Consider the following 26,652-nt stretch of genomic DNA (forward strand, 5'->3'; position numbering starts at 1 on the left):
CAAAGGCCAATACAAAGGTATCAATTACAACTTAAATAATCAGACTATTGAAGGCAAGACAACTTTTATTGTAGTACCCTCAGCCAAAACAGACCCCAATTCGATCCTTCCACCCATTTGTTCCACTGCCTCTTTGACCATGTAAAGGCCAATTCCAGTACCGACATTTTTTTGAGTAGCTCTGGTAAATAGGCTGAAGACCTCAGTTTTATACTTATCATCGATTCCAATACCATTATCTTCAATGGTAATAACTGCCTCAGATTCTGTCACATCAATGGTAAGATTAATCCATTTTTCACCTGGAGTCTGTTTTTGAAATTGGACCGAATTACTAAATAAATTATTAAGAATCACTCGAATCTTGGCATCATCGGACAAAAATTTATGATCCTGATTGATTTGGATATTTATCTTAAAATGTGATAAATCAAACTTGGTACGATAAGCTTCTAATTGCTGATCAATAATCTCTTTAAAAAATATTTTGGTGACTTTGTTATCAATTTTAGTAGATCTATAAAAATCAAGCATCTTGTAAATAAAATCATCCAACTTCAAGGTAGCTGAGTCGATCATATCAAAATACTCCAAAACATGAGGTTCGGTAATTTCCATTTTTGCCAACTTGGAAACTCCAGAAATACTCATAAGTGGCCCCCTAAGTTCATGGGAAAGGCTATAAACAAACTGATTCATCTCAGAATGAAGTTTTTTCAGTTTTTCATTTTTATCCTTTAGCTCACTGCGCATAAAATAAATGTCGGCGGCATTCTTAATGGAATTTTTGATTTGTTCAATATTCCAAGGCTTATCGATAAATCGGTAAACTTCACCTTTATTAATCGCGTCGATGACACTTGCGATATCTGAATAGCCCGTGAGCAGGATCCGAATAGGATCCGGATTGATTTTGACCATTTGCTCAAAAAACTCCGTTCCAGTCATTCCTGGCATTCGTTGATCGGCAATACAGACATGAATTTCTTCCTCTTGAGCGATCCTTAATCCCTCTTCTGCGTCGATAGCTGTAAAAATTTTAAAATCTTTTCTCAGTGTCGCACGAAAAGACTTTAAGTTGTTATCCTCATCGTCGATATAAAGGACGTGAATTTTATTGTTCATAGCGCTGAGTGCTTTGATAAACCGGAAGGGTAATTATAAAAGTAGTTCCCTGGCCTTCTTCCGTTTCTACATCCAGAGTACCCTTGTGATTTTCAATTATAGAATAAACTATTGAAAGACCCAAACCTGTACCTTTTCCAACTGCTTTTGTAGTAAAGAACGGTTCAAATATTTTATTCTTAACATGCTCTGGCATACCTGGCCCGTTATCTTCTATTTCTATTCTAACATGGTCACCGGCTGCCTTAGTGCGGATTGTGATTTTAGGGTCTTTTATGGAATCAATATGGTCTGAAAGGGCGTGAACAGAATTATTGATAATATTCATGAAAACCTGATTTATTTTTCCAGCAAGACACTCCACCATTGGAAGTTCACCAAATTCTCTCTCAATCCTTATCTTACTTGGCATGGTGGAATTAAGTAAAATTATGGTACTGTTTATACCATCATGAAGGTCCACTTTTTTGACGTCTTGTTCATCTACTCTAGAGAAAATACGAAGCCCTTTCACAATTTCAACGGTTCTTCTGGCACCATCATCCATTCCCTTAAGGAGCTGCTCTACCTCATCTAGAACATAATCAAGCTCTAGGTCTTCTTCAAGTTGTTTTGCTTCTTTCTTGGTATCTGGTGTAAATTCAAGTGCTCCTCTCGTACGATAAAACTCAATAATCTCCATGATATCTTTAATATCGCGTTTTAGCGGAGTAATATTAGAACTGACAAAGTTGATCGGATTATTAATTTCATGAGCGATACCTGCAGTCAATTGGCCGAGAGATGCCATTTTCTCCTGATTGACTAACTGACTCTGAGTATTCTGCAGGTTACGAAGGGCAAGTTCCAATTCGTCAGTTCGTATTTTAACCTTTTCTTCCAATACGATATTCTGTTCTCTGATCAACTTCTCATTTTCCCCTAAGACACGTAAACGCTCTGCCTGCTCTTCTTCTTTTTCTTTTTTAAGGATATTTATTTTATCAGCCAGGGCAAAAGAGAGTAGGATAACTTCTAATGCAGAACCTAGTGGCATAATGTAAGCAGTGAAATTATTAGTAGGAATAAGTCCCATCTCACTCAAAACAAACAAGAATATCCCAATCATGAATACAGACCATGCCAGCAGATAAAATCTAGCAGGACCATATCCTTTCTTGAGAATTAACAAAGCAGTATATAAAACAAAGATTACAACGATAGACTGTGTCACGAGTAAGGTCTGATAGCTTACTGTGATTGAAAAGAAAAATGCATTTAAAAGAATAAATCCATATACCAAGTATATAAAATAAAAACCCTTATCAACTTTTGGAATAAATTGTTTTGTCAATAAAAAAACTCTTAGAAACCAAATCCCAACCATACTCACTAGAGAGGAAAAAATAACTCCTGATCTAAGATTAAGCCATACTGAATCAGGCCAAATCAATTCTTGAGTGAATCCTAAAATGGAACTTTGAGCAAACCATACTAACATAGTATGGATAACATATATTAAATATAGCTTATCCTTTACAGAAAAGAATAAAAACAAATTATAAAAGAAAAGACCTATAATTACTCCAGAAAAGATACCAAATAAAATATTCTCAGTATTAATAATCTCTTCAACATGATCTAAGTCTGTTATTGTTGAAGTTATAATCTTCTTATTGACGCTATTTACTCTTAGATACAAAGAAACTGGATCCCCCTTTGGAAGATCAATTTTAAAAATTATAGATTTCGACTTAAGCGGCTTTAAATCAAAGTCTTGCAACCTACCTCCTAAATAATGATTGATCACCTGACCATTTTCAACTACAAAAAGATCTAAGCTGTCAAGAGAAGGGTTATTAATAAACAAATACTTCGACTCAATATCTGTATTATTAATTACATCATACTTTAACCAAACCAAATCATTATTGATACCAAAATTAATTGATTTGTTCTCAATAAGTGAGAATTGGTCTGAGTTCAATACATCAGATATATTTGATTTAGAATCTGCATCTACTATTAAATACTCATATTTTGTTAAATCCCTGGAGCTATCATTTATAACTATTGGACTAACTTGCAAAATAAAAGAAATAATTAAAGAAAAATAAGTAAGCAACATATTATCTCCAGTTGGGATTTTTAATTTTTAATTCGTATTTAATTTTTATTTTCCCTTTAGGTGTTTCTTCCTCTCGAATACAATTTAAGTCATTTCTAAGACTCATAATATATTCTCTTTCTTCATCAAGAGCTAAAGGCAATCCTTTTACATCTTTTAAAACCGCAAGTGTGGCAACCAAATCTAATTTTGGGTAAAAAAATGTTCCTTTGTTACCTATTTTCTCTTCAATTTGAAATCCTTTTTGAAGGGTTGGTTTAAGCGTATATTCAGCGCACAATGCTAATAGCGTTGGCACGTCCAATTGATCAGCAATGACTAGGGAAGTTCTTGATAGAAAGAGTGCCCCAATTCCATAACCTGAAATTGATCTGCTGTTCCATAGTCCTCCAATTTCTCCAGTTCCACCTAAATCTCTGTATTCTTTCACTAATTCATTTATCCCAAGGTCAACTTGGGCAATTGCGCCTTGAAGGGGTAAGGGATAATCTTCGTGGGCAATATGAACTCTAACTCCAGAAACTACATCTCCTGATGAATCCTCTTGAACTGTAACTACAAATACATAAGGATTACTTTTCCACTCATTGTTAGAAGAAGTGACTTTAGTTACTCCGTATTCCTTTAACACATTGGAATGACCTGTGATAAACATATCGCAAAGTTCAGGCTCATCAATTGCTCTAAATGCTTTGAAAGTAAACATCCTAAAGTATAAATAGATTTTCCGAAATGTCTCTCCGATATGCCTTTATACTTGGCCCAGAAGCCACATTAAAGCGAAACATAAATATCTCTTGATTCTTCAATTCTTTATTGAACAAAGTATTTAATTTCTTCTTGAGAGTTTGGATTGCCATCAATTCTGATTCTGAATAACCATTATTCTTCTCTTGGTTTACCCGATGAAAAATAAATAAAGAAGCAGAAATAGGTTGAAAGCTAAATCCATCTTGATTGGCTTTAATCCAAATTCTTTGCAAGGTAGCTCCAGAATTCAAATAAGCTTCAGGGCTAAACTCTTTTGCTTGTATCATCATCACCGCAGAGGCCGAAAGTAATGTTTTATCCGAAATTTTAGCTAATCCTTTCCCTAAATCAAATTTTCTAAAAAGCTCCATTGTCCCCGGATCTCTAATCAAACCCATCACCATTTGATCTGTTTTAGAAAGTTCGAGCGTAGCTATGTCTATGCCGTCTTTGGTATCGATTGCTTCTTGCTCAGACCATCTAACTTCGCTAACAAAATCTTTGTAACCCTGAGAATGAAATAATCTGATACGATCCATCCCACCAATTACTTCGTTCAAAGATTTTAGATCTTCCAAACTTGAAATTGACTCTACGATAGCACCACTATTCCTTGCTATATCCTCATATTCAATTAATTTTTCACTTTCTATTTCTACCCGATCTTCGTTTCTGCGATTTGTGGTACGGAGCTGGATTCCAGTAGCTAAGTTGTTAAATGGCACTTCTAGTGATTTTTCCGATTTTGACTCGAAAATTACAGAAGCAATTAACTCCTCATCGAAAGATTTAATCCGATTTACCACCCTAATGGCAATTCCTTCTGAAGCAGTTGCTAGTCTAAGATTTTCCAGAGCTGCACCAAAGGCGATTAAAGAACCTGTCCCTTTATAATCTAATAAGGAGAAACTACGTCTTTTATCGTGAAGCAAATGTAAAACCCCCTTTTGGTCAAGAATCCAAATCCAAGGCTGACAATTTCCGCCTGAAGGAGCCAAATTTGCCAGAGATACGAATTTCTCAATTTCTTGAGAGGAAATTTTTAATGCCGATTCAAGCTCATCAGATGGTAGAAGATCTAAAAAATAAGATTTTGGAAGAGGCTCCGAACCTTCCTCTTTTTCTTCTTTTTTACCGTTAATTTTAATTATATCATCCAAATCTACATAATACCTCCCTGATTCGACATTTTCATTTAAAAGTAATTTTCTCCCAACATGGGCTACCGTAGCGCCACCAAGATATACGGCTGAAGCCAATTGAGGCCAAGAAGAAATAGTTTGATTGATTTCAAGTAAAGACGCTTTCATTCGGCTGGAAATCGTGGACGAACCAGTAATTTTCAAACCAATACTTACTTTTTGATTTTGAGTCAGATTTTTAAGGTCCTCATGCTGTATATCTCCCATCGCACCATGGAGCAGTGGTCGATCTGGCTCCAAGTCAAATCGCTCCACATCTAGCATTCCTCGATCTGATGTTTCCATCAAAACTGGAATTCTAAAGCTTTTTGCCTGCTCCCTTGCAAGAATTTTGATGTCAAGACTATCACATTCATCTATCAATAAATCAAGCTTACCGTCTTTAGTAAGGAAATCATCAATATTTGAATTTGATATGCCTTCGCGATAAAGGGTAAGCTTTAGATATGGATCAATTTCTGATATTTCCCGAGCAGCAATTATTACTTTTTCAATACCAAAATCAAGTATGCCAGCTTTGATCCTATTTAGATTACTTAATTCAAGAGTATCAAAATCTGCCAATCGAAGTTCACCACAGCTTCGCTCCAAAGCAATAGTTAAGGCTATACTTTGTCCAACAGAAAGTCCTATTATTCCGATTTTTTTCTTGGAAAGTTCCTTTTGTTCAAATGGCGTGATTTTATAATTATTTCGCTGTGTCCTTACAAAAATAAAATCCTCTTCCGGGAGTAACCGTACAACTTTTGCTTTCCAGGGGTAATAGATCCAATTGCCAAAATTTGATCTTGGATTTTCTTGAAAAAAAGCAGGAACCATATCCCAAATCTCCTTATCGGAAAGCGAATTACCAGCATTTCGAGCTTTTAAAAGCTCAAAAACTTGATGATCAAGTTTATCGATAAACTGGACAAAGGAATTGGTTTTTAATTTTTCAATTTCATCAATATCTTCTTGACAATTCAACTTATAAATCGACGGATAAGATTGATCTTCATAATCAACTTCTGATTTTTCAAACATTTGCAAAGAAGGTAATCGGGTGATATTTGACATAAAGTTAATTTTTTCAACTATAAATCAAATTAAAAGCCTTGCAATTTTTATTTTTTCACCAAAAATATTTTTAAAAAAAGAAGAAGTTAAAAAGACATCTTTAAATCTTGGTTTTTACTTGAAAAAAACTCTAATTTTAGAACACTATTTATATACTTCCGCGAAATTTGTCAGATGGAATCCAAACCTGAAGAAAAAATAAAAATCCTGTACGTTGATGACGAAGAAAATAATCTTCAAGCATTTAAAGCTACTTTTAGACGCGATTATAAGATTTTTTTGGCTATAGGAGCCAGCGAGGCAAGACAGATATTGAAGGATGAAGAGATCGATTTGATTATTACTGATCAAAGAATGCCAGAAGAAACTGGAGTAGAATTCTTAGAATCCATCATTCCGATTTACCCTGATCCGATCAGGGTTTTACTGACAGGATATACTGATATTCAAGCTGTTATTGACGCAATCAACAAAGGTCAAGTGTATCATTACCTGACTAAGCCTTGGGAAGAGGATTACTTAAGGACTGTTATCAAAAATGCTTTCGAAGTATATACGCTTAGACGCGAGAATGAGCGATTAACTCAAGCATTGATCAAAGCTAACGAGCAGTTAGAATTTCTGCTTCGGCAAAATCTCCTCTCCTAATTCTTAGTATCTAGCCGCCAGCAGCAATTGAAGTTCTTTGTGATTTAATCCAAATTTCCTTCCAAGATGGGCATTGGTTAGACTTCCTCTGTACGTATAAACCCCTCTGAGAAACCATTTGTAATTAAAAATCATTTCTTCGGCCCCTCTGAGATCGGCCATTTGAAGAATTATTGGTGTAAAAATATTACTTAAAGAATAGGATGCTGTTCGAGCTACCCTGGAAGCGATATTCGGAACACAATAGTGAATAATATCATAAACTGAATAAACAGGGTTTTCATGTGTCGTCATTCTAGATGTTTCGATACAGCCACCTTGATCAATAGAAACGTCAATGATTATACTGCCGTGCATCATATTGGCGACCATCTCTTCACTTACGACGATCTTATTTCTACCCTTTTCTTCACGCAAAGCACCAATGACTACATCTGCTTCTGAAAGCGCTTGATTTAAACTGAAATTATCAATAGTCGAAGTATAGATCTGCTGACCTAGCAGCTGTTTTAATCTTCTGAGTTTATAGATATGGTTATCAAAAACTTTTATCGAAGCCCCTAAACCCAATGCTGTACGAGCAGCATATTCGGCCACAGTTCCCGAGCCAATAATCACTACTTGCGTCGGCGGCACCCCTGTCACACCACCCATAATAAGCCCTTTGCCATCATTTACACTGGAAAGATATTCAGATGCGATAAGCATAACTGTACTTCCGGCTATTTCTGACATGGCACGTACCACAGGCATCCCCCCTACCTTATCTTCCAAGTACTCAAAAGCTGTAGCAGTGATTTTTTTCTCATTCAAGGCTTCAATGAACTCTTTGTTTTGACGTCCAAGTTGAAGTGCAGAAATCAGACAGCTTCCTTGGGTCATAAAACCAATCTCTTCTAAAGAGGGAGGATCAACTTTCAAAACTACTTGAGCTGCAAAAACCTCTTTTCTGGAATAGGAAACTTTTGCACCTGCATCTGAATAATCCTGGTCAGAAAATTTTGCACTGGTACCCACCCCAGATTCTACTACCACTTGTATCCCATTATTGGTCAAGAGTCCTACAGACTCTGGAGTAATTGCAACTCGCTTCTCTTGATTTGATATTTCTTTAGGAAGGCCAACAGTCAATTGATGCTCATTCTTATGAACTTTCGCTGGTGATTCCTTTGGGATGATTCCTACCGCGGCAAGAGGGGTGGTTTCAGCTGGCATTATTGATATGTTGTAGGTTAAGGGTTCGTTTTTCGTCTGAATCAGATGTGATTCTAATCAGGAAAAATTGATCAGGTAGAAATCGGGCAATTTGCTCTGCCCATTCTAACCAACAATAATTTCCACTATAAAAATACTCTTCTATTCCAATATCCAATGCTTCCATAGGATCTTCTATTCGATAAAAGTCAAAATGGTAAAAGGATTGGGAGGCCTCATTTTCATAGTGATTGACAATCCCAAATGTAGGACTGCTTACCTGATCCTGAATTCCAAAAACATTAGCTAAAGCTTTGATTAAAGTTGTTTTTCCAGCCCCCATTTCTCCCTGGAAAATCCAGATTTTCTCATCATGAGCTTCAGAAACAATCATTTTAGCTGCAGTTTCAATCTCTTGCAGCGAATAAGAATAGTGAATCACTTCTGTTAATTATTTTGGCGTAAGGTGCACAATCGGCACAATCATCTCCTCCAAAGATACACCACCATGCTGGAAAGTGTCCTTATAGAAGTTCACATAATAATTGTAATTATTGGGGTATGCAAAAAAGTAATCCTCCACTGCAAAAACATAACTAGACGAGACATTCAATTTGGGGAGTTTTGCTTCCTCTGGCTTGCGGATTTCAAAAACTTTTCCAGCTTCAAAATTTAGATTTTTACCTTGCTTATACCTTAAATTTGTAGTCACATTTTTGTCTCCGACAATTCGATAGGGTTTATTCACACGCTTTGTACCATGGTCAGTGGTTATAATTACCTCTGCTCCAGCAGCATGGATTTTTTTGATCAATTCAAAAAGTGAAGAGTGTTCAAACCAGCTAGTAGTAAGAGATCGATAGGCAGACTCATCAGGTGCGAGCTCCCGAATCATTTTCATATCTGTCCTCGCATGAGACACCATATCTACAAAATTATAAACAAGGACATTTAAGTCATTTTGAAGAAAAGTATGAAACTGTTCCAAAACTGCTTTACCCTGATAAGACTGAATGATTTTATTGTAAGAAAACTTAATTGGTAATCTGTTTTTCTCCAGATTAACTCTAATCCAATCTTCCTCGAAGTTGTTTTTTCCCTCATCCGAATCTTCATCTTCCCAGAAGTTTGGATAGAATCTAGCCATATCAAGAGGCATCATCCCGCTAAACAAAGCATTTCTAGCAAATGCGGTGGTAGTAGGAAGAATACTATAATAAGTGTCTTTTTCTTTTAGATTAAAGTAAGGTGTGATTAAGGACTCTATGTCCTCCCACTGATCCAACCTGAAATTGTCTATCACAATAAAAAACAAAGGCTTTTTTTCTTTAAGGTGTGGGAAGACCTTCTTTTTCATCACCTGAGGAGAAAGAATAGGTTTTTCCTGATTTCTTTCCTCCATCCAGCTTAGATAGTTTTCCTTTATGAATTTTGAAAAATTAGCATTCGCTTCGATTTTTTGAGATTCCAAGACCTGAAGCATACTTTTATTTTCAGTATTATCAATCTCCATTTCCCAGTAAGTGAGTTTTCGATAGATATCCGCCCAGTCTTGATGATCTTCTGCATCACCAAAAGCCATGCTTAAATTCATGAAATCCTGCTGATAACTTTGAGTAGTACGCTCATCAATGAGTTGCTTGTTTTGCAACAATTTTTTTACGGAAAGCAGGATCTGACTTGGATTGATTGGCTTGATCAAATAATCAGCTATTTTACCACCGATTGCATCATCCATGATATGTTCCTCTTCACTTTTGGTAATCATTACCACAGGTATTTGAGGTTTCAAAAGTTTGATCTGCTGCAATGTCTCCAAACCGGTCATCCCAGGCATCATTTCATCAAGGAAAATGACATCAAAATTTTTATTTTCAACTTCTTCTATTGCATCTACGCCTGAGTTGACTGTAGTGATCTCGTATCCCCGTTGTTCTAGAAAAAGAATATGGGGTTTAAGCAGATCAATTTCATCGTCCGCCCAGAGAATTGTAAATTTTTGAGACATATCAGTTCCTGTTTCTTTTTAAAATTATAATTACTTTTGAGTGAAACAAAAGAGGCCTAATTGAAAAGCCAGAAAATACTAAACGACCCTGTTTACGGATTTATCACCATCCCGAGTGAGTTGATTTTTACCATTATTGACCATCCTTATTTCCAAAGGCTTCGAAGGATAAAGCAGCTTGGACTGACTGATTTCGTCTATCCGGGAGCGCTTCATACTCGCTTTCATCATGCTATCGGTGCAATGCACTTGATGAGTATTACACTTGACAATCTACGCATAAAAGGCACAGAAATCTCTGAAGAGGAATACGAAGCATCACTTATTGCTATTCTATTGCACGATATTGGTCACGGCCCATTTTCCCATGCTCTAGAATATAGCCTACTTAAAGGAGTTCACCATGAAGAGCTTTCCCTTCTAGGTATTGAACTCCTGAATCGAGAACTAGGAGGTAAATTAGCTCTTACTTTAAGAATATTTAAGAATCAGTACGAAAGGAAATTTTTTCATCAATTAGTATCCAGCCAATTAGACATTGACAGATTGGATTACCTTCAGCGGGATTGCTTCTTTACCGGGGTATCAGAAGGCACCATCGGCGCAGACCGGATCATCAAAATGATGGATGTGAAAAATGACCAGGTCGTCATTGAGGAGAAAGGGATTTACTCTATCGAAAATTTCCTGAGTGCCCGTAGACTCATGTATTGGCAGGTATACCTTCACAAAACAACAGTTAGTGCAGAGAAAATGCTGATCAATTTGATCAACAGAGCAAAAATGCTCCGCCAATCCGGGACTAAATTCGTCCTAACAGAAGAGTTTGATTTCTTCTTGTTGCATGAGTTAAAGCTGGATGATTTTAAAGCAAATGATTCGCTTCTTCCAATGTTTTTAGAATTGGATGACTTTGATATTTGGGGAGCAATTAAGCTTTGGAAAAACCATCCGGATTATGTTCTGCGGAATATTTCGAGAATGTTTCTCACGCGAAACCTTTTTAAAATCAACTTCTCCAACGAACCTTTTTCTGCAGAAGAAATCAATCAGATGCAAGAAAAGACAATCGAGAAGCTCGAAATTCCTTCCGAGGACATTGACTTTTTCTTTTCTTATGGGACTGTAAGTAACTACGGTTATTTGGCAAAGGAGCGAATTAATATCCTGACGAAAAAAGGAAAGGTAATAGATGTCGCTCAAGCGGCAGATTTACCAAACATCAAAGTAATGAGCAAAATCGTAGAGAAACATTACGTTTGTAAAGCCAAAAGCGTAAATTTAAACTATTAAATGAATTAAGAGGAAAATATGGAGTTTTCACTTGCACAGATAGCCACCATTCTTCATGGAAAAGTGGAAGGTGATGAAAATCAAAAGGTATTTAGATTAGACAAAATCCAGGAAGGCAAACCGGGAGGAATAAGTTTTTTGTCAAATGAAAAATATACCCCTTTCATTTATGAAACTGAAGCGACAGCTGTGATCGTGTCTGAAGACTTTCTGGCAAAAAAGCCCCTCAAAACAAATATAATCCGAGTCAAGGATGCTTACAATGGCTTCACCATGCTCCTTGAGGCATATTCGATGATGATCAAATCGGGAAAAGAAGGCATAGAAGAGCCTTCTTATATGGACCCAACGAGTAATACTGGTTCTCAAATTTACCGGGGTGCTTTTTCTTATATCGGAAAAGATTGCCAAATAGGTACTAATGTAAAAATCTATCCACATGCATTTATAGGTGATCGGGTCAAACTTGGAGCAAATACAATAATTCATTCAGGAGCAAGAATTTGCGCCGATTCTGTAATAGGTGAAAACTGTGAAATCCATCCCGGGGCAGTGATTGGATCAGATGGCTTTGGCTTTGCGCCACAGCCAGATGGGACTTATAAGGCAATTCCGCAGATTGGGAATGTAATCCTTGAAGATCAGGTCAGTGTGGGAGCTAATTCAACTATTGATTGTGCGACTATGGGGTCTACGATAATCCGCAAGGGAGTAAAAATTGACAACCAAGTACAAATCGCTCATAATGTAATTATTGGAGAGAATACAGTTATAGCATCGCAGGCAGGAATATCAGGATCTACTGAAATTGGTAAAAACTGCATAATCGCAGGAAAAGCTGGAATCGTTGGCCATATAAAAATCGCAGACAATACTACCATAGGAGCAAATACAGGCATCAGTAGATCAATCGCAAAACCAAATCAGAAAATATTTGGATACATAGGTCTTGATCTAAAAAACTTTTTAAAGTCTTATTCAATTTTTAAAAATCTGGAAGGCTTGGAGAAGCGATTGAAAGAACTGGAAAAAAAGCAGTAAATTTGCACCCTTTGCCAAGCTGAACGCTTTAACAATCAGATGAAAGTAAAACAACATACTATACGAAAGCAAGTCGAATTATCAGGAGTGGGTCTACACACTGGGGTAATTTCAAACATGACTTTCGTCCCAGCACCACCTAATCACGGTATTAAGTTTCAACGAGTTGACCTTGAAGGAAGGCCTACAGTAGATGCAGATTGCGATCTAGTGGTAGATGTCTCCAGAGGTACAACTTTAGAGCAAAACGGTGCCAGAGTCTATACTGTCGAGCATGTCCTTGCGGCATTAGTTGGTATGGAAGTAGACAACGTACTCATACAGCTAGATGGGCCTGAGCCACCAATTATGGATGGTTCTTCCATCCAATTTATTGAAGTTTTGGAAGAGGCAGGCTTTGAAGAGCAAAATGCACTTCGGAGATTTTTTGAAGTTCAAGAGAGTATTCAATACAAAGACGCTGCTCGGGAAGTAGAAATGGTGGCTCTTCCTACAGATAATTACAGGGTCACTGTAATGGTAGATTACAATTCACCTGTCTTGGGAAGTCAACATGCATCTATCACAGATATAGGTCAGTTCAAATCAGAGATTGCTTCCTGTAGGACATTTTGTTTCCTCCATGAATTAGAGATGCTATACAATTCCAACCTGATTAAAGGTGGAGACTTGAACAATGCCATAGTAGTCGTAGATCGAGTGGTGGAAGAAAAAGAGTTGGTCCATCTGGCAAAAATGTTCAATAAGCAGAAAGTGGAAGTTAAAAAAGAAGGAATCCTCAATAATGTGGATCTTCGATACAGAAATGAACCTGCAAGACATAAATTACTTGATGTAGTAGGTGATTTGGCTTTGGTTGGAAGACCATTAAAAGCTCAAATCCTTGCTGCAAGACCAGGCCATGCTGCGAATGTGGCTTTTGCAAAAAAACTAAAACGTGCAATGGAGAAATCTTCTTCATCTCACATACCTTATTATGATCCGAAATTGCCGCCAGTAATGGACATTAATCAGATCAGCAATATTCTCCCACATCGTTATCCTTTCCAATTGCTAGACAAGATTATTTATTTGGATGATACTGTGGTAGCAGGTGTAAAGAATGTCACGATAAACGAACCCTTTTTTATGGGTCATTTCCCATCTAACCCGGTGATGCCGGGTGTATTACAAGTGGAAGCAATGGCTCAAACAGGAGGGATTTTGGTGTTGAGTACTGTGGATGATCCGGAAAATTACTGGACATATTTCCTGGGAATCGAAAACTGTAAATTTAGAAAAATGGTACTTCCTGGAGATACCTTGATTTTCAAATGCGAACTTTTAGCTCCTATCCGTAGAGGGATCGCCAAGATGCGAGGTGAGGCCTATGTTGGAAATACGCTAGTTTGCGAAGCTGTGATGACTGCAAGCATAACCCGTAAAGAAGCATGATTAGTCCATTAGCATACATTGATCCAAATGCCCAATTGGGTGAGAACATCCATATAGATCCATTTACGATGATACATGAGAATGTAGAAATCGGAGATAACTCTTGGATTGGTTCAAATGTCACCATATACCCTGGAGCAAGAATCGGTAAGAACGTGAAAATTTTCCCGGGTGCTGTTATCGCCGGTATTCCGCAGGATCTAAAGTTTCAAGGCGAGGATTCGACTGTCATGATTGGAGACAATACCACTATCCGTGAGTGTGTTACCATTAGCCGAGGTACAGTGGATAAGCAAACTACAGTTATTGGAAGTAATTGTTTGCTAATGGCATATGTTCACGTAGCACATGATTGTGTCATTGGTAGCAATGTAATTATAGCCAATGCCGTACAGATAGCAGGACATGTTGCTATTGATGATTGGGCAATTGTTGGTGGATCTAGTGCTATTCATCAATTTGTAAAAATTGGAATGCACTCCATGATATCCGGTGGATCTTTGGTAAGAAAAGATGTTCCACCATTTACTAAAGCTGCTCGAGAGCCACTTTCCTATGCAGGGGTGAATTCTCTAGGACTCAGAAGAAGAGGATTTTCAAGCGAATCTATTTCTCATATTCAGGAAGTATATCGCTACCTATTCTTGAATAGTATGAATAATAGCAAGGCGCTTGAGGAGATTGAGGTAAATCTTCCAGCTACCAAGGAAAGAGATGAGATTCTTAATTTCATTCGATCTTCAGAGCGTGGGGTGATGAAGGGTTATATCAATTAAAAAATGCTAAAAATCCAATTTGAAGAAGCTTCAAAACGCTTCCAATATGAATGGATTTTCAGAAATCTAACACTCTCTTTATCTTCCGGCTCCTCTCTTGCAATCACCGGGAGCAATGGTTCAGGCAAGTCAACTTTATTGAAGTGCTTAAGTGGAGCTATTCCACTTTCATCTGGGAAAATCAATTACCAAAATGATCAGGTATCGGTACCGGAGTCAGAGTGGTTCACACTATTGAGTATTGCTGCCCCTTATTTAGAATTACCTGAAGAATTTACTCTTTCTGAATTACTGGACTTTCATTTCAAATTTAAAAAACCACTCCAAGGAATTTCCAAACATGAAATTCTTGATGTGATTTATCTGAAAGAACATGCTCAAAAGACTATCAGTCAGTTTTCCTCAGGAATGAAGCAGCGATTAAAACTTGGATTAGCATTGTTATCTGATGTACAACTTGTCCTATTGGATGAACCTACCTCTAATCTTGATCGTAATGGAATCTTATGGTATCAAAAAATGATTGGTGACTTTGGATCGGATAGGATCATGGTTGTTTGCTCAAATGAACCAAGAGAATATGAGTTCTGCCAACAAAAAATCGTTTTAGAAGATTATAAGTGAATAGACACTTTGAACTTTAATCGATATCTTTAATTTTACGGCGATAAAACAGAAGAAATATGAATTTGAAATTAATCAGACTAATGTTAGTTGCTGCGGTTCTTACAATTGCGCAGGCATGTGGTGGTGGCGATGACCCAGATCCTACTCCTCCAAAGACTGCTGAGCAATTAGCTACAGAGGCATTGACAGGAACAGGTACTTTGAATTGGGGCATCAGTGGAGGAGGATCTGTTCAGCGAGATGGAACTACAGTCACAGATTTATACACCAATTTTGAATTGATTTTAAACTCAGGATCCACAAAAACTTATACCTCCAGGAATAATAACGACCTTTTTGATAATTCTGGATCTTGGTCCTTTGCTGGAACAAATTTTGACAAATTCATTCTTTCTGGAACTAAACCGGCAGCAAGTCGAGAAATTTCTTTCACCAGAACAGGAGATAACTTGAGGCTCACTTTTACAATTCCTGCTCCAGGAGCTAGAATCAATGGTGTCTTTGCAGTAGCCGGAAACTACACATTCAATCTTTTGAAAAAATAATTCTGGTCATACAGAATAAAAAAGGGAGCTAATCGCTCCCTTTTTTATTTTAAAGTTACCAATGTAACTCCTGCTCCACCCCGATCGGCATGCTCGTCTTCCATATGCCTGACTTGACTCATATCCTTCAGAAAATTTCGGGTAAGATCACGAAGAATTCCGTTTCCTTTGCCGTGGACGATTCGAAGATCTTTGACACCAAGCATATAACCTTCATCAATAAAAGTCTGAATCAAAGACAAGATCTCCTCTCCCCTTTTCCCTCGCAGGTCTAAATTCATGGAGAAGTCCATCATCTTTTCATTGGTGTTGAAATTGCCTCGATTAGCAATTGATTTCTTTTCCTTTTTGACTTCGCCTTGGGAAATCCGCTCCAATCTTGAAAGTTTGACATTGGATTTAAGCTCTCCAATTGAGATTTCAGCCTCTTTAGCTTTCAATTGAAGTACCTCCGCGATAGCACCATTATCCTTTAATCGGACCCAATCTCCAACCTTAATTTCCCCTTCCAAAACAACCACCGCTGGAGTTTTAAGCTTTACTTTTTCCGGTTTTACCTTTTCCTTAAACTCTTCCAACTCCTTGCGAATTTGCTTGGTTGATTCTTTCTCTGCTTTCCCTTCTTTTATCTGACGAATCGTAGCTTCGATTTTTTTATTAGTCTGGTCAAGTAAAGTTTTAGCTTCTTCTTTGGCTTCCTGCAGGTATTTTTTCTTGGTTTGTTCGAGGGTTTCTTTCAGCTCATTATACTCTTGAATCCTGGTTTTAAGTAGTTTATCTTTCTCTTTAACTTCAGAAAGTAAACCCGAGTATTGATTTTTCTCGTTCTCCAACTGCGTCAACAATCGATCATATCTAACTCTCTCTTCACCGATTTGACTCTTGGCATAATTCAGAATCTCTTTCGAAATCCCAATTTTAGATGCAATCTCCAATGCGAATGATGAACCTGGCTTCCCGATTTCTAATTGATACATCGGTTCCAACTTATCGACATCATAGCGCATGGCTCCATTGACCAAACCCTGATTTTTGCTTGCAACTTGTTTGAGATTTCCATAGTGGGTTGTAATAACTCCATACGCCCCTAGCTTATTAAGCGCTAATAGAATGGATTCAGCAATAGCTCCCCCAAATTGAGGCTCAGTTCCCGTCCCAAATTCATCGATAAACAAGATCGTCTTTCTGTTTGCAAACTGCGAAAAGTGTTTCATGCTCATCAGATGCGAACTGTAAGTACTCAGATCATTCTCAAGGTTTTGTTCGTCTCCTATGTCAATGAAGAAATTGTCAAAAAGAGAACTTTTAGAATTTGGCTCGACCGGAATCAATAATCCACATTGAAGCATGTACTGGAGCAGAGCTACTGTTTTCAAAGTTACCGACTTACCTCCTGCATTTGGACCGGAAATGACCAAAAGCCGCTCATGGCCACTCAAGTTGACATTCAAAGGGACGATTTTCTTTCCCTGAGATTTCAAAGCCATTTCTAACAGTGGATGTCTGGCCTGCTTCCAAATTAGTTGGCGCTCTTTAACTATTTCAGGTTTACAGCTATCAGTTTTTTGAGCAAATTTTGCTTTTGCCCGAATAAAATCCATCAATCCCAAAAAATTAGTGGCTTTTCTTAATGCAGGAATTGCAGGTCTTACTCGATCGGTGAGTTGCGTGAGGATTTTTACGATCTCTCTGCGCTCCATGTATTCCAGATCCCGGATTTCATTGTTGATATCCAACGCTTCCTCAGGCTCCATAAATACAGTCTGCCCTGTTGCTGATTCATCATGAATAAAGCCTCGAAGTTTTCGCTTGTTTTCAGCCGCCACAGGGATGACCAATCTTCCTGATCTTACTGTTATTTGAGCATCCTCGGCTGTCAGGCCTTTCGCACGTGCTTCCTTAAATATCCGGTCCATTACTTTACGCAAACGACCTTCCTCATAAAGAATCTGTCCACGAATTAACTGAAGTTCGCGACTCGCATTACTTTTTACATGGCCTTTCTCATCTATGATAGCATCAATGGCTTTTAATAAGCCCAAGTCTAGTTCTATCAAAAGCCCAAGAAGCTGAGACAAAACGGGATATAAGGATTCGTTTTTTTGAAAAAAAGAAATACAGGTTCTCAAAGTCTGCAGCGAAAGCTTCATTTCATGAAAATCAGCCGCATCCAAAAAAGAATTTTCGAGTTTTGCTTTTTCCAGATAAGGATACAGATTCGTGAAATTAGAAGAAGGAAAAGCCTCTCCAGAGACCAAAATCTGACGAAATTCCTCTGTTTGATCTAATAATCTGGTAACCAAATTATAATCCGAAGAGAAGGAAACCTTATCAACATAATCCATTCCCAATGGCGAAGTGCATTCGGATTTAAGGATTTCCTTAATTTTAAAAAAATTGATTTTTTGCTCGAGATTCGAAGGGTATAACATTAGTTTCCGGGTTCATCCACCACATTTTCAGAGGCTTGCTTCAAACTTAATGAATCTACCACCCTCGCATAGATTGCATCCATCTTGTCCGGATACTGAAGGTAATAAACCATACTTTGTGTGAAAACAGAATCTTGAACTTCATGTTTCAAAAAAACTTCTCTTTCTAGTAAACGATATAGCACTTGGGAGGAATCATAAGAAATGGGCATAGCCCCTGCGATACCTTCGGTCAATTGAATGTCTATAAGGACCTCCACCATTTTTTCCTCTGGCAAAATACCCTCTGGAAGTTTTTCTGAATCGCAACTCAGAAGACCGAGGAAGAAAAAACTTAATAACAAGAATCTATTCACAACTCAAAATTAGGTTTTTTTAACGGAAATTCTCTTCGCCCTTTGTGTAACTCAGATTTTATAATTCAGCTTAGTACCATAACTTAGTCCATACAAAATTCTTGGAATGACCAATCTATTCAGCAAGCTTAGAAAATACGAAATTATGATCCGGAAAGTGGCCAATAACCACCTTCAGGGAGAATATCAGTCTCTTTTCAAAGGTTCTGGTTTGGAGTTTGACGACTTGCGCCCTTATCAGTACGGAGATGATGTACGAACTATCGAATGGAAAGTTTCTGCAAAGGGACATGGTACATTTGTAAAAACATTTCGGGAGGATAAAGAGCAATCCGTATTCTTTTTATTGGATATCAGTGCAAGTCAGGATATAGGCCAAGAGGGAAATCGAAAAATCGATCAAGGAAAAATAATCGCTGGGGTCTTGACGCTTGCGGCAGTTTTTGAGGGAAGTCAAGTAGGATTAATCAGCTACTCTGACGAAAAAGAAAAATTGATTCTGCCAGCAAAAGGCGGAAAACAGGGAGTGAAAATGATCAAAGGTATCTTTGAGCATGAAAATAAATCTCTAAAAACTGATCTGAATGGGCTATTTACCTTTGCTCTTAATTTGATTAAAAAACGTGCAGTCGTAGTCGTGATTTCAGATTTCATTGATTCGGGCTATGAGCGTCCTTTCAGAGCTCTTGCCGAAAGACACGATTTAGTCGCGATCCAACTTACTGACCCCAGAGAATCTATATTGCCTTCTTTAGGGATTATTCCAGTTTATGATAAAGAACGAGGCAAAACAACATGGGTGAATACCGCATTTGGAAGCTTTTCAAAGAAAATAGCAGATACATTTACTACTGAAAGAGCAAATCTTAAAGATATTTGCAAAAAGAATCAGATCAATTACCTTACTATCGACACCACTCAGGACATCGTGGCTCCCCTTATTGAGTTATTTAAGTATAGAAATAAAAGTATGAAACGTGGCTAAGAGGCTCTTATTCCTTCTATTTTCTATATTTCCAATTATTGTGCCGGCTCAGCAGGTAACAGTAGATGGATATTTCATGCAAGACTCTGCAAAGCTTGGTGAGCGTGTGGGGTATGTATTGAAAGCAACCTACCCGGAATCCTCACAGCTCATTTTCCCGGATTCAAGCTATGACTTTTCACCGCTTGTCCTGTTGGAAAAGCAGACGTTTCTTTCCAATACCAAAGAAGGAGTCACTCAGGATAGTGCCATTTATTATCTATCCAATTTCTCATTAGATCCAAGTGTTTTTGTAACGCTTCCCGTGTATGAGTTTTCCAGATATGATAGTATTACACATTTCCCCCTTGAGGCAGAGCTAATACTAAATCTAACTTTAGACAGCATTCCTGAGAAATTGGTATTTCAGGAAAACAATATCTATCAACCGCTGGAAAAAGAACTCAATTGGATCATAACCGGGATTTTGATTGGAGGCATACTATTGCTTTTACTAGTTTTCTATTTCCTTTTCAACAAGCGATTGAAAGCATATTTTGGAGATCTATCTGAAAAAAGACGTTGGAAGAAATTTGAGAAGAAATGGAAAATTCAAACTTCTGAGCTCAGTCAAAAACCCACGATAGAATTAGCAGATGAAGTGATCGGTTTGTGGAAAGGCTATATAGAAAGTATCACTAATTTACCAGTGAAAGAATGGACCTCAAGCGAAATAGGGCTCCAATTAGAAGACCCCGAAATCTTCAAATCTCTTCGAGCGATCGATATGATTATATACGCTGGGGTCTCGGCTCAAAGTGAAGAAGCCACAAACTACTTGCTTCAGGTAGCCAAAGAAAAATTTGAAAGAAAAATAAGCAGAAACAAGCATGAGAGAGCAACTGTCTGAGTTCTTTAGCTGGTCTTGGTTTTTGCCGGAGACCTTCCAATCTTATGAGTGGCAAAATCCGCTTTTCTTGAATTTAATATGGATAATTCCAGCATTTATGCTGATCAGGAAGTTTGTGAAGTTCCTTAAGAACCCAGTACTTGAACTTTCACTTCCTAAGAATGCTGCGAAAAATAATCCTTGGACTTACCTGAGGTTAATTCCTACTTTATTCTTTTTCCTATTTCTGATCATGATGGTCATTGCATTGGCAAGGCCCCAACGGAGCAATGAGAAAGTAGAGCAGTTTACTGAAGGAATCGATATCATGTTGGTGATGGATATATCCGAATCTATGGATTTGCAGGATTTCACTCCCAACAGATTAGAAGCTTCAAAGGCAACAGCTGTTGATTTTATTAATGGCAGATTTGGAGATCGGATCGGGATGGTTGTCTTTGCTGGAGAAGCTTATTCCCTGGCACCACTTACCAACGACTATAAGCTCCTAACAGATCTAATTTCAGAAATCAATTTCAGCATGATGGAAGCCAAAGGAACTGCTATAGGCTCAGCCTTGGCGTCAGGCACAAATCGAATGAAGGACTCAGAATCTGCTTCTAAAGTTATGATACTACTCAGTGATGGCGAGAGTAATGCTGGAAATGTGGATCCACTTTTTGCTGCGCAATTAGCATCAGCTTTAGATATCAAAATATACACAATTGCGGTAGGTAAAGACGGTATGGTTCCTTACGGTACTGACTTTTTCGGCAGACCACAGATGGTAGAAAGTTATCTCGATGAAACTACCCTTCGTGAAATTGCAAAAATCGGAAATGGGGAATTTTTCCGTGCTGGTGATGGTGGTACCTTAGCAAGTATTTTTGAACAGATCGATAACTTGGAAAAAACGGAGATCCAAGAAAATCGCTATAAAGAAACATCCGACTATTATCGAATTTACATGTTTTGGGGCATGCTTCTATTCTTCGCATGGCTTCTCCTGAAAAGTAGCTTCCTTAATAACTTCCTGCTGGACTAGAAGATTTATCGAAAGTTTTTTCCTTCCATTCATTTAATCTTGGATTCATAATAGCGAACCAAAGAGGTGGGAAAAGTGCAACAATTATCATGGCGGAATATCCCGCCGGAAGTTGTGGACTTTCGTCGTAGTGATTCAACACTTGATATCGCTTGTGTGCATTAGCATGATGATCGGAGTGCCGCTGGAGTTGGAAAAGCAAGAAATTACTCACAACATGACTTGCATTCCAAGAGTGAATGGGGGTTACACGCTCATAATTCCCAGATTCCAATTTCTTGCGCTCCATGCCATAATGCTCCAGATAGTTTACTAATTCCAAAAGTGAAAAACCTAAAACACTTTGAATAAAAAAGAACAAAGGTACTTCCCAAACAAGTCGACCCATCACTACCGAGGAGATACCAAAGGCCAAACCTACAAATAGGAAAGGAAGTAGAATAAATTGGATCATCTGATTTTGAACGGACCAAAACGGGATTCCTTTTTTAGAAAGCCTTTCCCGTTCCAAATCCCAGGCACTTTGATACCCATTAAAAACGGATCGGTACCAAAAAGAATAAAAACTCTCTCCAAATCTACTGGTAGCTGGATCATCTGGGGTAGCTACTCGAACGTGATGCCCTCGATTATGCTCGATAAAAAAGTGCATATACGAAACCGTCATCAAAAGCATTTTCGAATATAGCTGCTCCTGCCAATCACTTTTATGCCCCAACTCATGAGCCACGGTGATTCCAATTCCTCCGGTAATCAGTGCCATCCCGCTGGCAAAGGCAAGAAATTCCCACCACGAAAAATGACTTACACTGACGATATAAAATCCCCAAATCAATACGCCAAATTGTACATATACCCAAAAGAAGGTAACTAACTTATAGAATTTCTCTTGGGTGACTTTACTGACTGCCTCCTTCGGTACATTTTCTCGATCAGTACTAATCAAAAAATCCATAATTGGCACGAAAATGAAAACAAAGCAATGAATCAAAAACAAATTAGCGCCACCTAAATAAACGCCAAGGATTAACAAAACAGGTAAAATCAGCGCACTAAAGAATCCGATTTTTTTTAGGCCAGACATGGTTATTTTGATTATGGGTAAGTCAGGTTAAGTTAGAATTTTAAATCAAAAAACTAAAGCACTATTCAAATTTCCGGGAAACCAAAACTGATATATCTCAGGTTTTCGACTGGTTTGTATCAATAGCGTAACCCTTATAAATCTAGAATTTTGGGAAAAGAAAAAACATATGTCGATTTCCTCACTCCTCATCGAAAAATATAATATTCCAGCGCCAAGGTACACCTCTTATCCCACTGTCCCACTTTGGGAAAATTCATTGAACTCAAAAAATTGGGAGGATTTGGTTCAATTGGCATTTAGAGATTTTGGGGCTGAAGAAGGGATATCGCTTTACATTCATCTGCCGTTTTGCGAAAGTCTCTGCACCTACTGTGGCTGCACCAAGCGGATCACCAAAAATCATTCGGTTGAAGAAAGCTACATCGAAGCTGTCCTTTTGGAATGGAATAAATACTTGCTTCTTTTTGGTAAAAAACCAAAACTTGCAGGAATTCACCTTGGAGGAGGAACTCCAACTTTTTTCTCCCCAGAAGCTCTGCATGCTCTTCTTAATGCTATAATCTCAAGTTCAGAAATACTTTCAAATGCTGAATTCAGCTTTGAAGGTCATCCTAACAATACAACCGAATCCCATTTGGAGGCATTGGCTAGTTTGGGATTTGATCGAGTAAGTTACGGGATTCAGGATTTTGATCTACAAGTCCAGCAAGCTATTCATCGTATCCAACCCGTGGAAAAGGTACGAGAAGCAACAGAAAATGCCCAAAAACATGGGTATAGCTCCGTCAATTTCGATTTGATTTATGGCTTGCCACATCAAACTATAGAAACCATGAAAGCTACTTTTGAGCAGGTGGCAAAATTGAATCCCGATCGGATCGCATTTTATAGTTATGCCCATTTACCATCTGCTTTTCCAGCGCAGAAAAGTTTTGAAAGCTATCTCCCAAATCAGGATGAAAAAAGAGCTTTATATGAGTTTGGGAAAATAATTTTGCTAAACTTAGGGTATGTTGATATCGGGATGGATCATTTTGCAAAACCAAATGACCCTTTAAATCAAGCCAAATTAACTGGTAAGCTTCATCGGAATTTCATGGGCTACACTACATTGCCTGCGAAAATGCTAATTGGATTAGGGGCAAGCAGTATCAGTGATATTCATTTGGGCTATGCCCAAAATGAAAAAAATATAAGCACTTATCAGGAATCAATAAAAAATGATGAATGGGCAATCACCAAAGGGCATCAATTGACCGAAGTGGATTTAGAAGTGAAAAATTGCATTCTTGACTTGATCTGCAGGCATGAAACGGTATTTCCTATTTTCCTTTGGGAAAAACTTCCTGATCAAAACCTTTGGAACTTGAAAGAAATGGAAAGTGACGGTTTGCTAAAAATGTCTGGAAACAGGATTAAGGTGACTGATCAAGGAATTGCGCTAGTCCGAAATATTTGCATGCAAATCGACTTGAGACTTATTGAAAATCAAGAAAAATCAGTTCGATTTAGCAAAGTAATTTAACGACACATTGTGATTTCAATTTGCTCGGCTCCATAATTAAAAACCTGGATATCTGGACTGAATCCATGCAATCCAAGCCCTAATCCTCTAAAAATAAATAGAACTCCAATGAGCACCCCTAAATAAGGGATCGTTCGCTGGAAGCTTTGGCGATAGGACACTGGGATCAAGTTTCCTGACCACATCAAGGCTGCCAAAAGTGGGATAGTCCCAATTCCAAAAAAGAACATATATGTTGCACCTAATAAAGGGTCCTGAAGTGCCATTGCTGCTACTAAAGCCATGTAAACCATCCCACACGGCAGCAGTCCATTAGCCAGACCGGTGGCAAAATACCCAGCTTTTCCTCCTGCTTTCAGGAATTTACCAAGGTACATTTTTAGGCTAACCACCAACTTTGATATACCTGGAATATTAGAATAGTTTGAGTTGCTTTTGTAGCTTATTGCAAGGATCAGAATCATCAAACCCATAAGAATAGAAAAGCTTTGCTGAATACCTGCCAGGGACATCGAAAAGCCCAAACTCCCTACAACTAAACCAAGAATTGCATAGGTAACACTTCTACCTAAATTGTACAAAATTTTATTTGACGCATAGGACTTCCCTTTTCCTCCCGCTACGGCTAAGGCAATAGGGCCGCACATTCCTACACAGTGGAATGAACCCAAGAACCCTAATAGAAAAGCAGTCCAAAGCATTTAAATTGTTATTTTCTTCTCTTCGTAATAATTTTTCCCCTCCTCAGTCCAACTCAATTGAATCTTCCAATAGCCTGGCTTCAAATCACCCAAAGCTACAGAAGTACTTCCGGATCCGATCACATCTACTAGAATCTCACGATCCAATTTGGAATCTGAGGGTCTAAAAAGCTGCAGTTTCCCAGTTGTTCCAGTTGGAAGATCTAGCACCAAATTTTTACCAGTAGTACTATAAGTGATGACCGTCCTGTCTAATCTTAGCGCAGAGGACTCTTCGTCGATTCGATCTTGATAGTTGATCTCTGCCTCGTAATAGTTTTCAGTGACTAATTCGATCCCATCCATTCGGACAGATATGACTACCATTGTCATGATCAAAACCACAAAACCAATGATGCTCAATAAAATTCCTTTTCCCCAATCCATAACCTTCTAGTTTATTGGTGCTGTAAAATTTGTCTCTATTTTATCTAATTCCTCACCCTGGTAAATCACCGAGAGCTTTACTTTTTCCTGATTCACTTTGACTTCGTCTTGATTCCTCACTAGGAAAAATCTGCCCTCGAATTTGGATTGAGCATCCAGAATCAATTCCTGATTCCCTAGCAATTCCACTTCTATACCATCCACCAAGGATTTCAATTCTACTTTTTGACTTTCAAAGGTCTTATTGATCAGAGTGATTTGATAAAGGTTAGTCACTTTTCCATCTTCCCTTTCTTGGTAAGTCATTCCGGGAAAGCGGGTAATTGTAGCTTTGATGTCATCACGAGTAGCGATCAAAGTCACAAACGCTGCAATCAAAATACAAAGAACCACTATATAACCTTTGACTCTTCCGGTAATCAATTTCTGAAAACCCTGCTTAATGCTATTTTCTGATGCATACCGAATCAATCCTTTGGGACGATCCACTTTGACCATGACTTCATCACAGGCATCTATACAAGCGGTACAATTCACACATTCCATTTGGATCCCATTCCGAATATCAATTCCTGTAGGACAAACTTGGACGCAAAGACTACATTCGATACAATCTCCTTTTGGTTCTAATGCAGCCTGATTTTTACGAATTGGAGATCTTGGTTCCCCCCGTACATAATCATACATGACGTTGATCGAGTTATTATCAAGCAAAACACCCTGAAGCCTTCCGTAAGGACAAACCACCAAACAAGCTTGTTCACGGAACCAAGAAAATACAAACATGAAAATTCCAGAGAAGGCTATCAGACCGATAAATCCAGCCATATTAGCCGAAGGAGGTTGTGATACAATCTCTTTCACTTGCTCCACTCCTACCAAATAAGCCATAACCAAATGTCCTATCAAGAGAGCTATAACGGCAAAAACCGTAAGCTTAATCCCTTTTTTGGTAAACTTCTCCGCTGTCCACGGCCCTTCATTTAACTGTCGCTGTTGATTGGCATCTCCTTCGATAAGGTATTCGATCTTACGAAATACCATCTCCATGAAAAGCGTCTGGGGACAAAACCATCCGCAGAAAATCCTTCCAAAAACTACCGTAAATAGAATAACGAAAACAAAGAAAATCAGCAACAGGAAAATCAATAAATAAGTATCCTGAGGCCAAAAAGCTGCTCCAAAAATGATAAACCTCCGCTCAAAAATATTGAACAACATGTACGGCCTTCCATTCATCTGGATGAAAGGACCTGCAAAAAGTATGGCCAGTAATACCCAAGAAAGATAGGATCTATACTTGTAGAATATTCCGGATACTTTTTTAGGATAGACCCAGTTCCGCTTTCCGTCTTCTTGGACCGTAGCGAGTGCGTCTCTAAAAGTCTCTGGATTTAAATGAGGATTCTTTTTTGCCATGA

Annotated in this window: 24 protein-coding genes; 11 read left to right on the plus strand and 13 right to left on the minus strand. The window is 38.1% G+C overall.

The window, feature by feature from the left end:
* Positions 1–39 precede the first annotated feature (39 nt).
* From BVC88_RS18645 to BVC88_RS18660, 4 genes are read right to left on the minus strand one after another with little or no spacing between them, the layout of a single operon-like run.
* A complete protein-coding gene (locus BVC88_RS18645; RefSeq protein ID WP_075352239.1) occupies positions 40–1,125 on the minus strand; it encodes a hybrid sensor histidine kinase/response regulator in 1,086 nt (361 codons plus the stop codon).
* Entirely contained in the window at positions 1,115–3,232 is a 2,118-nt protein-coding gene (locus tag BVC88_RS18650) for a sensor histidine kinase (RefSeq protein ID WP_075352240.1), read from the minus strand. Before BVC88_RS18650 ends, BVC88_RS18645 begins: the two co-directional genes overlap by 11 nt.
* Position 3,233: 1 nt before the next feature.
* Positions 3,234–3,938, minus strand: a complete 705-nt coding sequence (locus BVC88_RS18655; RefSeq protein WP_075352241.1) for a hypothetical protein — start codon at positions 3,936–3,938, stop codon at positions 3,234–3,236.
* Position 3,939: 1 nt separating this feature from the next.
* On the minus strand, positions 3,940–6,240 hold the full coding sequence (locus BVC88_RS18660; protein ID WP_075352242.1) for an Rv1355c family protein: 2,301 nt from the start codon (positions 6,238–6,240) through the stop codon (positions 3,940–3,942).
* Between the two features lie 174 nt (positions 6,241–6,414).
* On the opposite strand from BVC88_RS18660, the gene BVC88_RS18670 reads away from it, so the two are divergent.
* Positions 6,415–6,888, plus strand: coding sequence for a response regulator (locus tag BVC88_RS18670; protein ID WP_075352244.1), 474 nt, complete (start codon positions 6,415–6,417; stop codon positions 6,886–6,888).
* Positions 6,889–6,891: 3 nt separating this feature from the next.
* Here BVC88_RS18670 and BVC88_RS18675 read toward each other — a convergent pair whose 3' ends face one another.
* From BVC88_RS18675 to porX, 3 genes are read right to left on the minus strand one after another with little or no spacing between them, the layout of a single operon-like run.
* Positions 6,892–8,103, minus strand: a complete 1,212-nt coding sequence (locus BVC88_RS18675) for an alanine dehydrogenase (protein WP_075352245.1) — start codon at positions 8,101–8,103, stop codon at positions 6,892–6,894.
* Positions 8,093–8,524, minus strand: a complete 432-nt coding sequence (tsaE, locus tag BVC88_RS18680) for a tRNA (adenosine(37)-N6)-threonylcarbamoyltransferase complex ATPase subunit type 1 TsaE (RefSeq protein WP_245803685.1) — start codon at positions 8,522–8,524, stop codon at positions 8,093–8,095. The genes BVC88_RS18675 and tsaE overlap by 11 nt, the downstream gene beginning before the upstream one ends.
* Before the next feature lie 9 nt (positions 8,525–8,533).
* Positions 8,534–10,090 (minus strand): T9SS response regulator signal transducer PorX, encoded by a 1,557-nt coding sequence (gene porX, locus BVC88_RS18685; protein ID WP_075352246.1) that lies wholly within the window; start codon positions 10,088–10,090, stop codon positions 8,534–8,536.
* Between the two features lie 60 nt (positions 10,091–10,150).
* On the opposite strand from porX, the gene BVC88_RS18690 reads away from it, so the two are divergent.
* Genes BVC88_RS18690 through BVC88_RS18715 form a run of 6 tightly spaced genes read left to right on the plus strand, consistent with a single transcriptional unit; the run spans position 10,151 to position 15,806 of the window.
* Positions 10,151–11,383, plus strand: coding sequence for an HD domain-containing protein (locus BVC88_RS18690; protein WP_075352247.1), 1,233 nt, complete (start codon positions 10,151–10,153; stop codon positions 11,381–11,383).
* A gap of 18 nt (positions 11,384–11,401) precedes the next feature.
* On the plus strand, positions 11,402–12,424 hold the full coding sequence (gene lpxD, locus BVC88_RS18695; RefSeq protein WP_075352248.1) for a UDP-3-O-(3-hydroxymyristoyl)glucosamine N-acyltransferase: 1,023 nt from the start codon (positions 11,402–11,404) through the stop codon (positions 12,422–12,424).
* Positions 12,425–12,463: 39 nt separating this feature from the next.
* The gene (locus BVC88_RS18700; RefSeq protein WP_075352249.1) at positions 12,464–13,858 is read left to right on the plus strand and encodes a bifunctional UDP-3-O-[3-hydroxymyristoyl] N-acetylglucosamine deacetylase/3-hydroxyacyl-ACP dehydratase; all 1,395 of its coding nucleotides are present in this window, start codon (positions 12,464–12,466) and stop codon (positions 13,856–13,858) included.
* Positions 13,855–14,634, plus strand: coding sequence for an acyl-ACP--UDP-N-acetylglucosamine O-acyltransferase (gene lpxA / locus BVC88_RS18705; RefSeq protein ID WP_075352250.1), 780 nt, complete (start codon positions 13,855–13,857; stop codon positions 14,632–14,634). The genes BVC88_RS18700 and lpxA overlap by 4 nt, the downstream gene beginning before the upstream one ends.
* 3 nt (positions 14,635–14,637) lie before the next feature.
* Positions 14,638–15,258, plus strand: a complete 621-nt coding sequence (locus tag BVC88_RS18710; protein WP_075352251.1) for an ABC transporter ATP-binding protein — start codon at positions 14,638–14,640, stop codon at positions 15,256–15,258.
* 59 nt (positions 15,259–15,317) lie between these two features.
* The gene (locus BVC88_RS18715; RefSeq protein WP_075352252.1) at positions 15,318–15,806 is read left to right on the plus strand and encodes a hypothetical protein; all 489 of its coding nucleotides are present in this window, start codon (positions 15,318–15,320) and stop codon (positions 15,804–15,806) included.
* A 44-nt stretch (positions 15,807–15,850) separates the two neighbouring features.
* Here the strand turns inward: BVC88_RS18715 and BVC88_RS18720 are convergent, their stop codons facing one another.
* Together BVC88_RS18720 and BVC88_RS18725 are read right to left on the minus strand one after the other, a co-directional pair.
* The gene (locus BVC88_RS18720) at positions 15,851–18,238 is read right to left on the minus strand and encodes an endonuclease MutS2 (protein ID WP_075352253.1); all 2,388 of its coding nucleotides are present in this window, start codon (positions 18,236–18,238) and stop codon (positions 15,851–15,853) included.
* Positions 18,238–18,594: a DUF4296 domain-containing protein gene (locus BVC88_RS18725; RefSeq protein WP_075352254.1), complete on the minus strand. Its 357-nt coding sequence runs from the start codon at positions 18,592–18,594 to the stop codon at positions 18,238–18,240. Before BVC88_RS18725 ends, BVC88_RS18720 begins: the two co-directional genes overlap by 1 nt.
* A 106-nt stretch (positions 18,595–18,700) precedes the next feature.
* Here BVC88_RS18725 and BVC88_RS18730 point away from each other — a divergent pair, with 106 nt between their 5' ends.
* Genes BVC88_RS18730 through BVC88_RS18740 form a run of 3 tightly spaced genes read left to right on the plus strand, consistent with a single transcriptional unit; the run spans position 18,701 to position 21,492 of the window.
* Entirely contained in the window at positions 18,701–19,579 is an 879-nt protein-coding gene (locus BVC88_RS18730) for a DUF58 domain-containing protein (RefSeq protein WP_075352255.1), read from the plus strand.
* The gene (locus BVC88_RS18735) at positions 19,572–20,468 is read left to right on the plus strand and encodes a hypothetical protein (RefSeq protein WP_075352256.1); all 897 of its coding nucleotides are present in this window, start codon (positions 19,572–19,574) and stop codon (positions 20,466–20,468) included. The genes BVC88_RS18730 and BVC88_RS18735 overlap by 8 nt, the downstream gene beginning before the upstream one ends.
* On the plus strand, positions 20,449–21,492 hold the full coding sequence (locus BVC88_RS18740; protein ID WP_075352257.1) for a vWA domain-containing protein: 1,044 nt from the start codon (positions 20,449–20,451) through the stop codon (positions 21,490–21,492). Before BVC88_RS18735 ends, BVC88_RS18740 begins: the two co-directional genes overlap by 20 nt.
* On the opposite strand, the gene BVC88_RS18745 is transcribed toward BVC88_RS18740, so the two are convergent.
* Entirely contained in the window at positions 21,470–22,576 is a 1,107-nt protein-coding gene (locus BVC88_RS18745) for an alkane 1-monooxygenase (protein WP_075352258.1), read from the minus strand. The two genes, BVC88_RS18740 and BVC88_RS18745, sit on opposite strands and share 23 nt — an antisense overlap.
* 169 nt (positions 22,577–22,745) lie before the next feature.
* On the opposite strand from BVC88_RS18745, the gene hemN reads away from it, so the two are divergent.
* On the plus strand, positions 22,746–24,104 hold the full coding sequence (gene hemN / locus BVC88_RS18750) for an oxygen-independent coproporphyrinogen III oxidase (RefSeq protein ID WP_075352259.1): 1,359 nt from the start codon (positions 22,746–22,748) through the stop codon (positions 24,102–24,104).
* Here the strand turns inward: hemN and BVC88_RS18755 are convergent.
* The 3 genes from BVC88_RS18755 to ccoG are packed head-to-tail and all read right to left on the minus strand — an operon-like array spanning position 24,101 to position 26,650.
* Positions 24,101–24,805 carry a sulfite exporter TauE/SafE family protein gene (locus BVC88_RS18755; protein ID WP_075352260.1) on the minus strand — a complete coding sequence of 235 codons (705 nt, stop codon included), beginning with the start codon at positions 24,803–24,805 and terminating at the stop codon, positions 24,101–24,103. The genes hemN and BVC88_RS18755 overlap by 4 nt on opposite strands.
* A complete protein-coding gene (locus tag BVC88_RS18760; RefSeq protein ID WP_075352261.1) occupies positions 24,806–25,231 on the minus strand; it encodes a FixH family protein in 426 nt (141 codons plus the stop codon).
* 6 nt (positions 25,232–25,237) lie between these two features.
* Entirely contained in the window at positions 25,238–26,650 is a 1,413-nt protein-coding gene (ccoG, locus tag BVC88_RS18765; RefSeq protein WP_075352277.1) for a cytochrome c oxidase accessory protein CcoG, read from the minus strand.
* Positions 26,651–26,652 lie beyond the last annotated feature (2 nt).

The sequence above is a fragment of the Algoriphagus marinus genome (assembly GCF_001936475.1).
GTDB lineage: Bacteria > Bacteroidota > Bacteroidia > Cytophagales > Cyclobacteriaceae > Algoriphagus > Algoriphagus marinus.

What these genes read in the sequence shown, in the direction of transcription:
- BVC88_RS18730 (WP_075352255.1), top strand. Translation starts at nt 18,701, where the DNA reads ATGACCAATCTATTCAGCAAGCTTAGAAAATACGAAATTATGATCCGG.
- BVC88_RS18755 (WP_075352260.1), bottom strand. Translation starts at nt 24,805, where the DNA reads ATGCTTTGGACTGCTTTTCTATTAGGGTTCTTGGGTTCATTCCACTGT.
- BVC88_RS18715 (WP_075352252.1), top strand. Translation starts at nt 15,318, where the DNA reads ATGAATTTGAAATTAATCAGACTAATGTTAGTTGCTGCGGTTCTTACA.
- BVC88_RS18710 (WP_075352251.1), top strand. Translation starts at nt 14,638, where the DNA reads ATGCTAAAAATCCAATTTGAAGAAGCTTCAAAACGCTTCCAATATGAA.
- BVC88_RS18670 (WP_075352244.1), top strand. Translation starts at nt 6,415, where the DNA reads ATGGAATCCAAACCTGAAGAAAAAATAAAAATCCTGTACGTTGATGAC.
- BVC88_RS18660 (WP_075352242.1), bottom strand. Translation starts at nt 6,240, where the DNA reads ATGTCAAATATCACCCGATTACCTTCTTTGCAAATGTTTGAAAAATCA.
- BVC88_RS18700 (WP_075352249.1), top strand. Translation starts at nt 12,464, where the DNA reads ATGAAAGTAAAACAACATACTATACGAAAGCAAGTCGAATTATCAGGA.
- BVC88_RS18655 (WP_075352241.1), bottom strand. Translation starts at nt 3,938, where the DNA reads ATGTTTACTTTCAAAGCATTTAGAGCAATTGATGAGCCTGAACTTTGC.
- ccoG (WP_075352277.1), bottom strand. Translation starts at nt 26,650, where the DNA reads ATGGCAAAAAAGAATCCTCATTTAAATCCAGAGACTTTTAGAGACGCA.
- porX (WP_075352246.1), bottom strand. Translation starts at nt 10,090, where the DNA reads ATGTCTCAAAAATTTACAATTCTCTGGGCGGACGATGAAATTGATCTG.
- BVC88_RS18760 (WP_075352261.1), bottom strand. Translation starts at nt 25,231, where the DNA reads ATGGATTGGGGAAAAGGAATTTTATTGAGCATCATTGGTTTTGTGGTT.
- BVC88_RS18645 (WP_075352239.1), bottom strand. Translation starts at nt 1,125, where the DNA reads ATGAACAATAAAATTCACGTCCTTTATATCGACGATGAGGATAACAAC.
- BVC88_RS18745 (WP_075352258.1), bottom strand. Translation starts at nt 22,576, where the DNA reads ATGTCTGGCCTAAAAAAAATCGGATTCTTTAGTGCGCTGATTTTACCT.
- lpxA (WP_075352250.1), top strand. Translation starts at nt 13,855, where the DNA reads ATGATTAGTCCATTAGCATACATTGATCCAAATGCCCAATTGGGTGAG.
- BVC88_RS18740 (WP_075352257.1), top strand. Translation starts at nt 20,449, where the DNA reads ATGAGAGAGCAACTGTCTGAGTTCTTTAGCTGGTCTTGGTTTTTGCCG.
- BVC88_RS18675 (WP_075352245.1), bottom strand. Translation starts at nt 8,103, where the DNA reads ATGCCAGCTGAAACCACCCCTCTTGCCGCGGTAGGAATCATCCCAAAG.
- hemN (WP_075352259.1), top strand. Translation starts at nt 22,746, where the DNA reads ATGTCGATTTCCTCACTCCTCATCGAAAAATATAATATTCCAGCGCCA.
- BVC88_RS18720 (WP_075352253.1), bottom strand. Translation starts at nt 18,238, where the DNA reads ATGTTATACCCTTCGAATCTCGAGCAAAAAATCAATTTTTTTAAAATT.
- BVC88_RS18650 (WP_075352240.1), bottom strand. Translation starts at nt 3,232, where the DNA reads ATGTTGCTTACTTATTTTTCTTTAATTATTTCTTTTATTTTGCAAGTT.
- lpxD (WP_075352248.1), top strand. Translation starts at nt 11,402, where the DNA reads ATGGAGTTTTCACTTGCACAGATAGCCACCATTCTTCATGGAAAAGTG.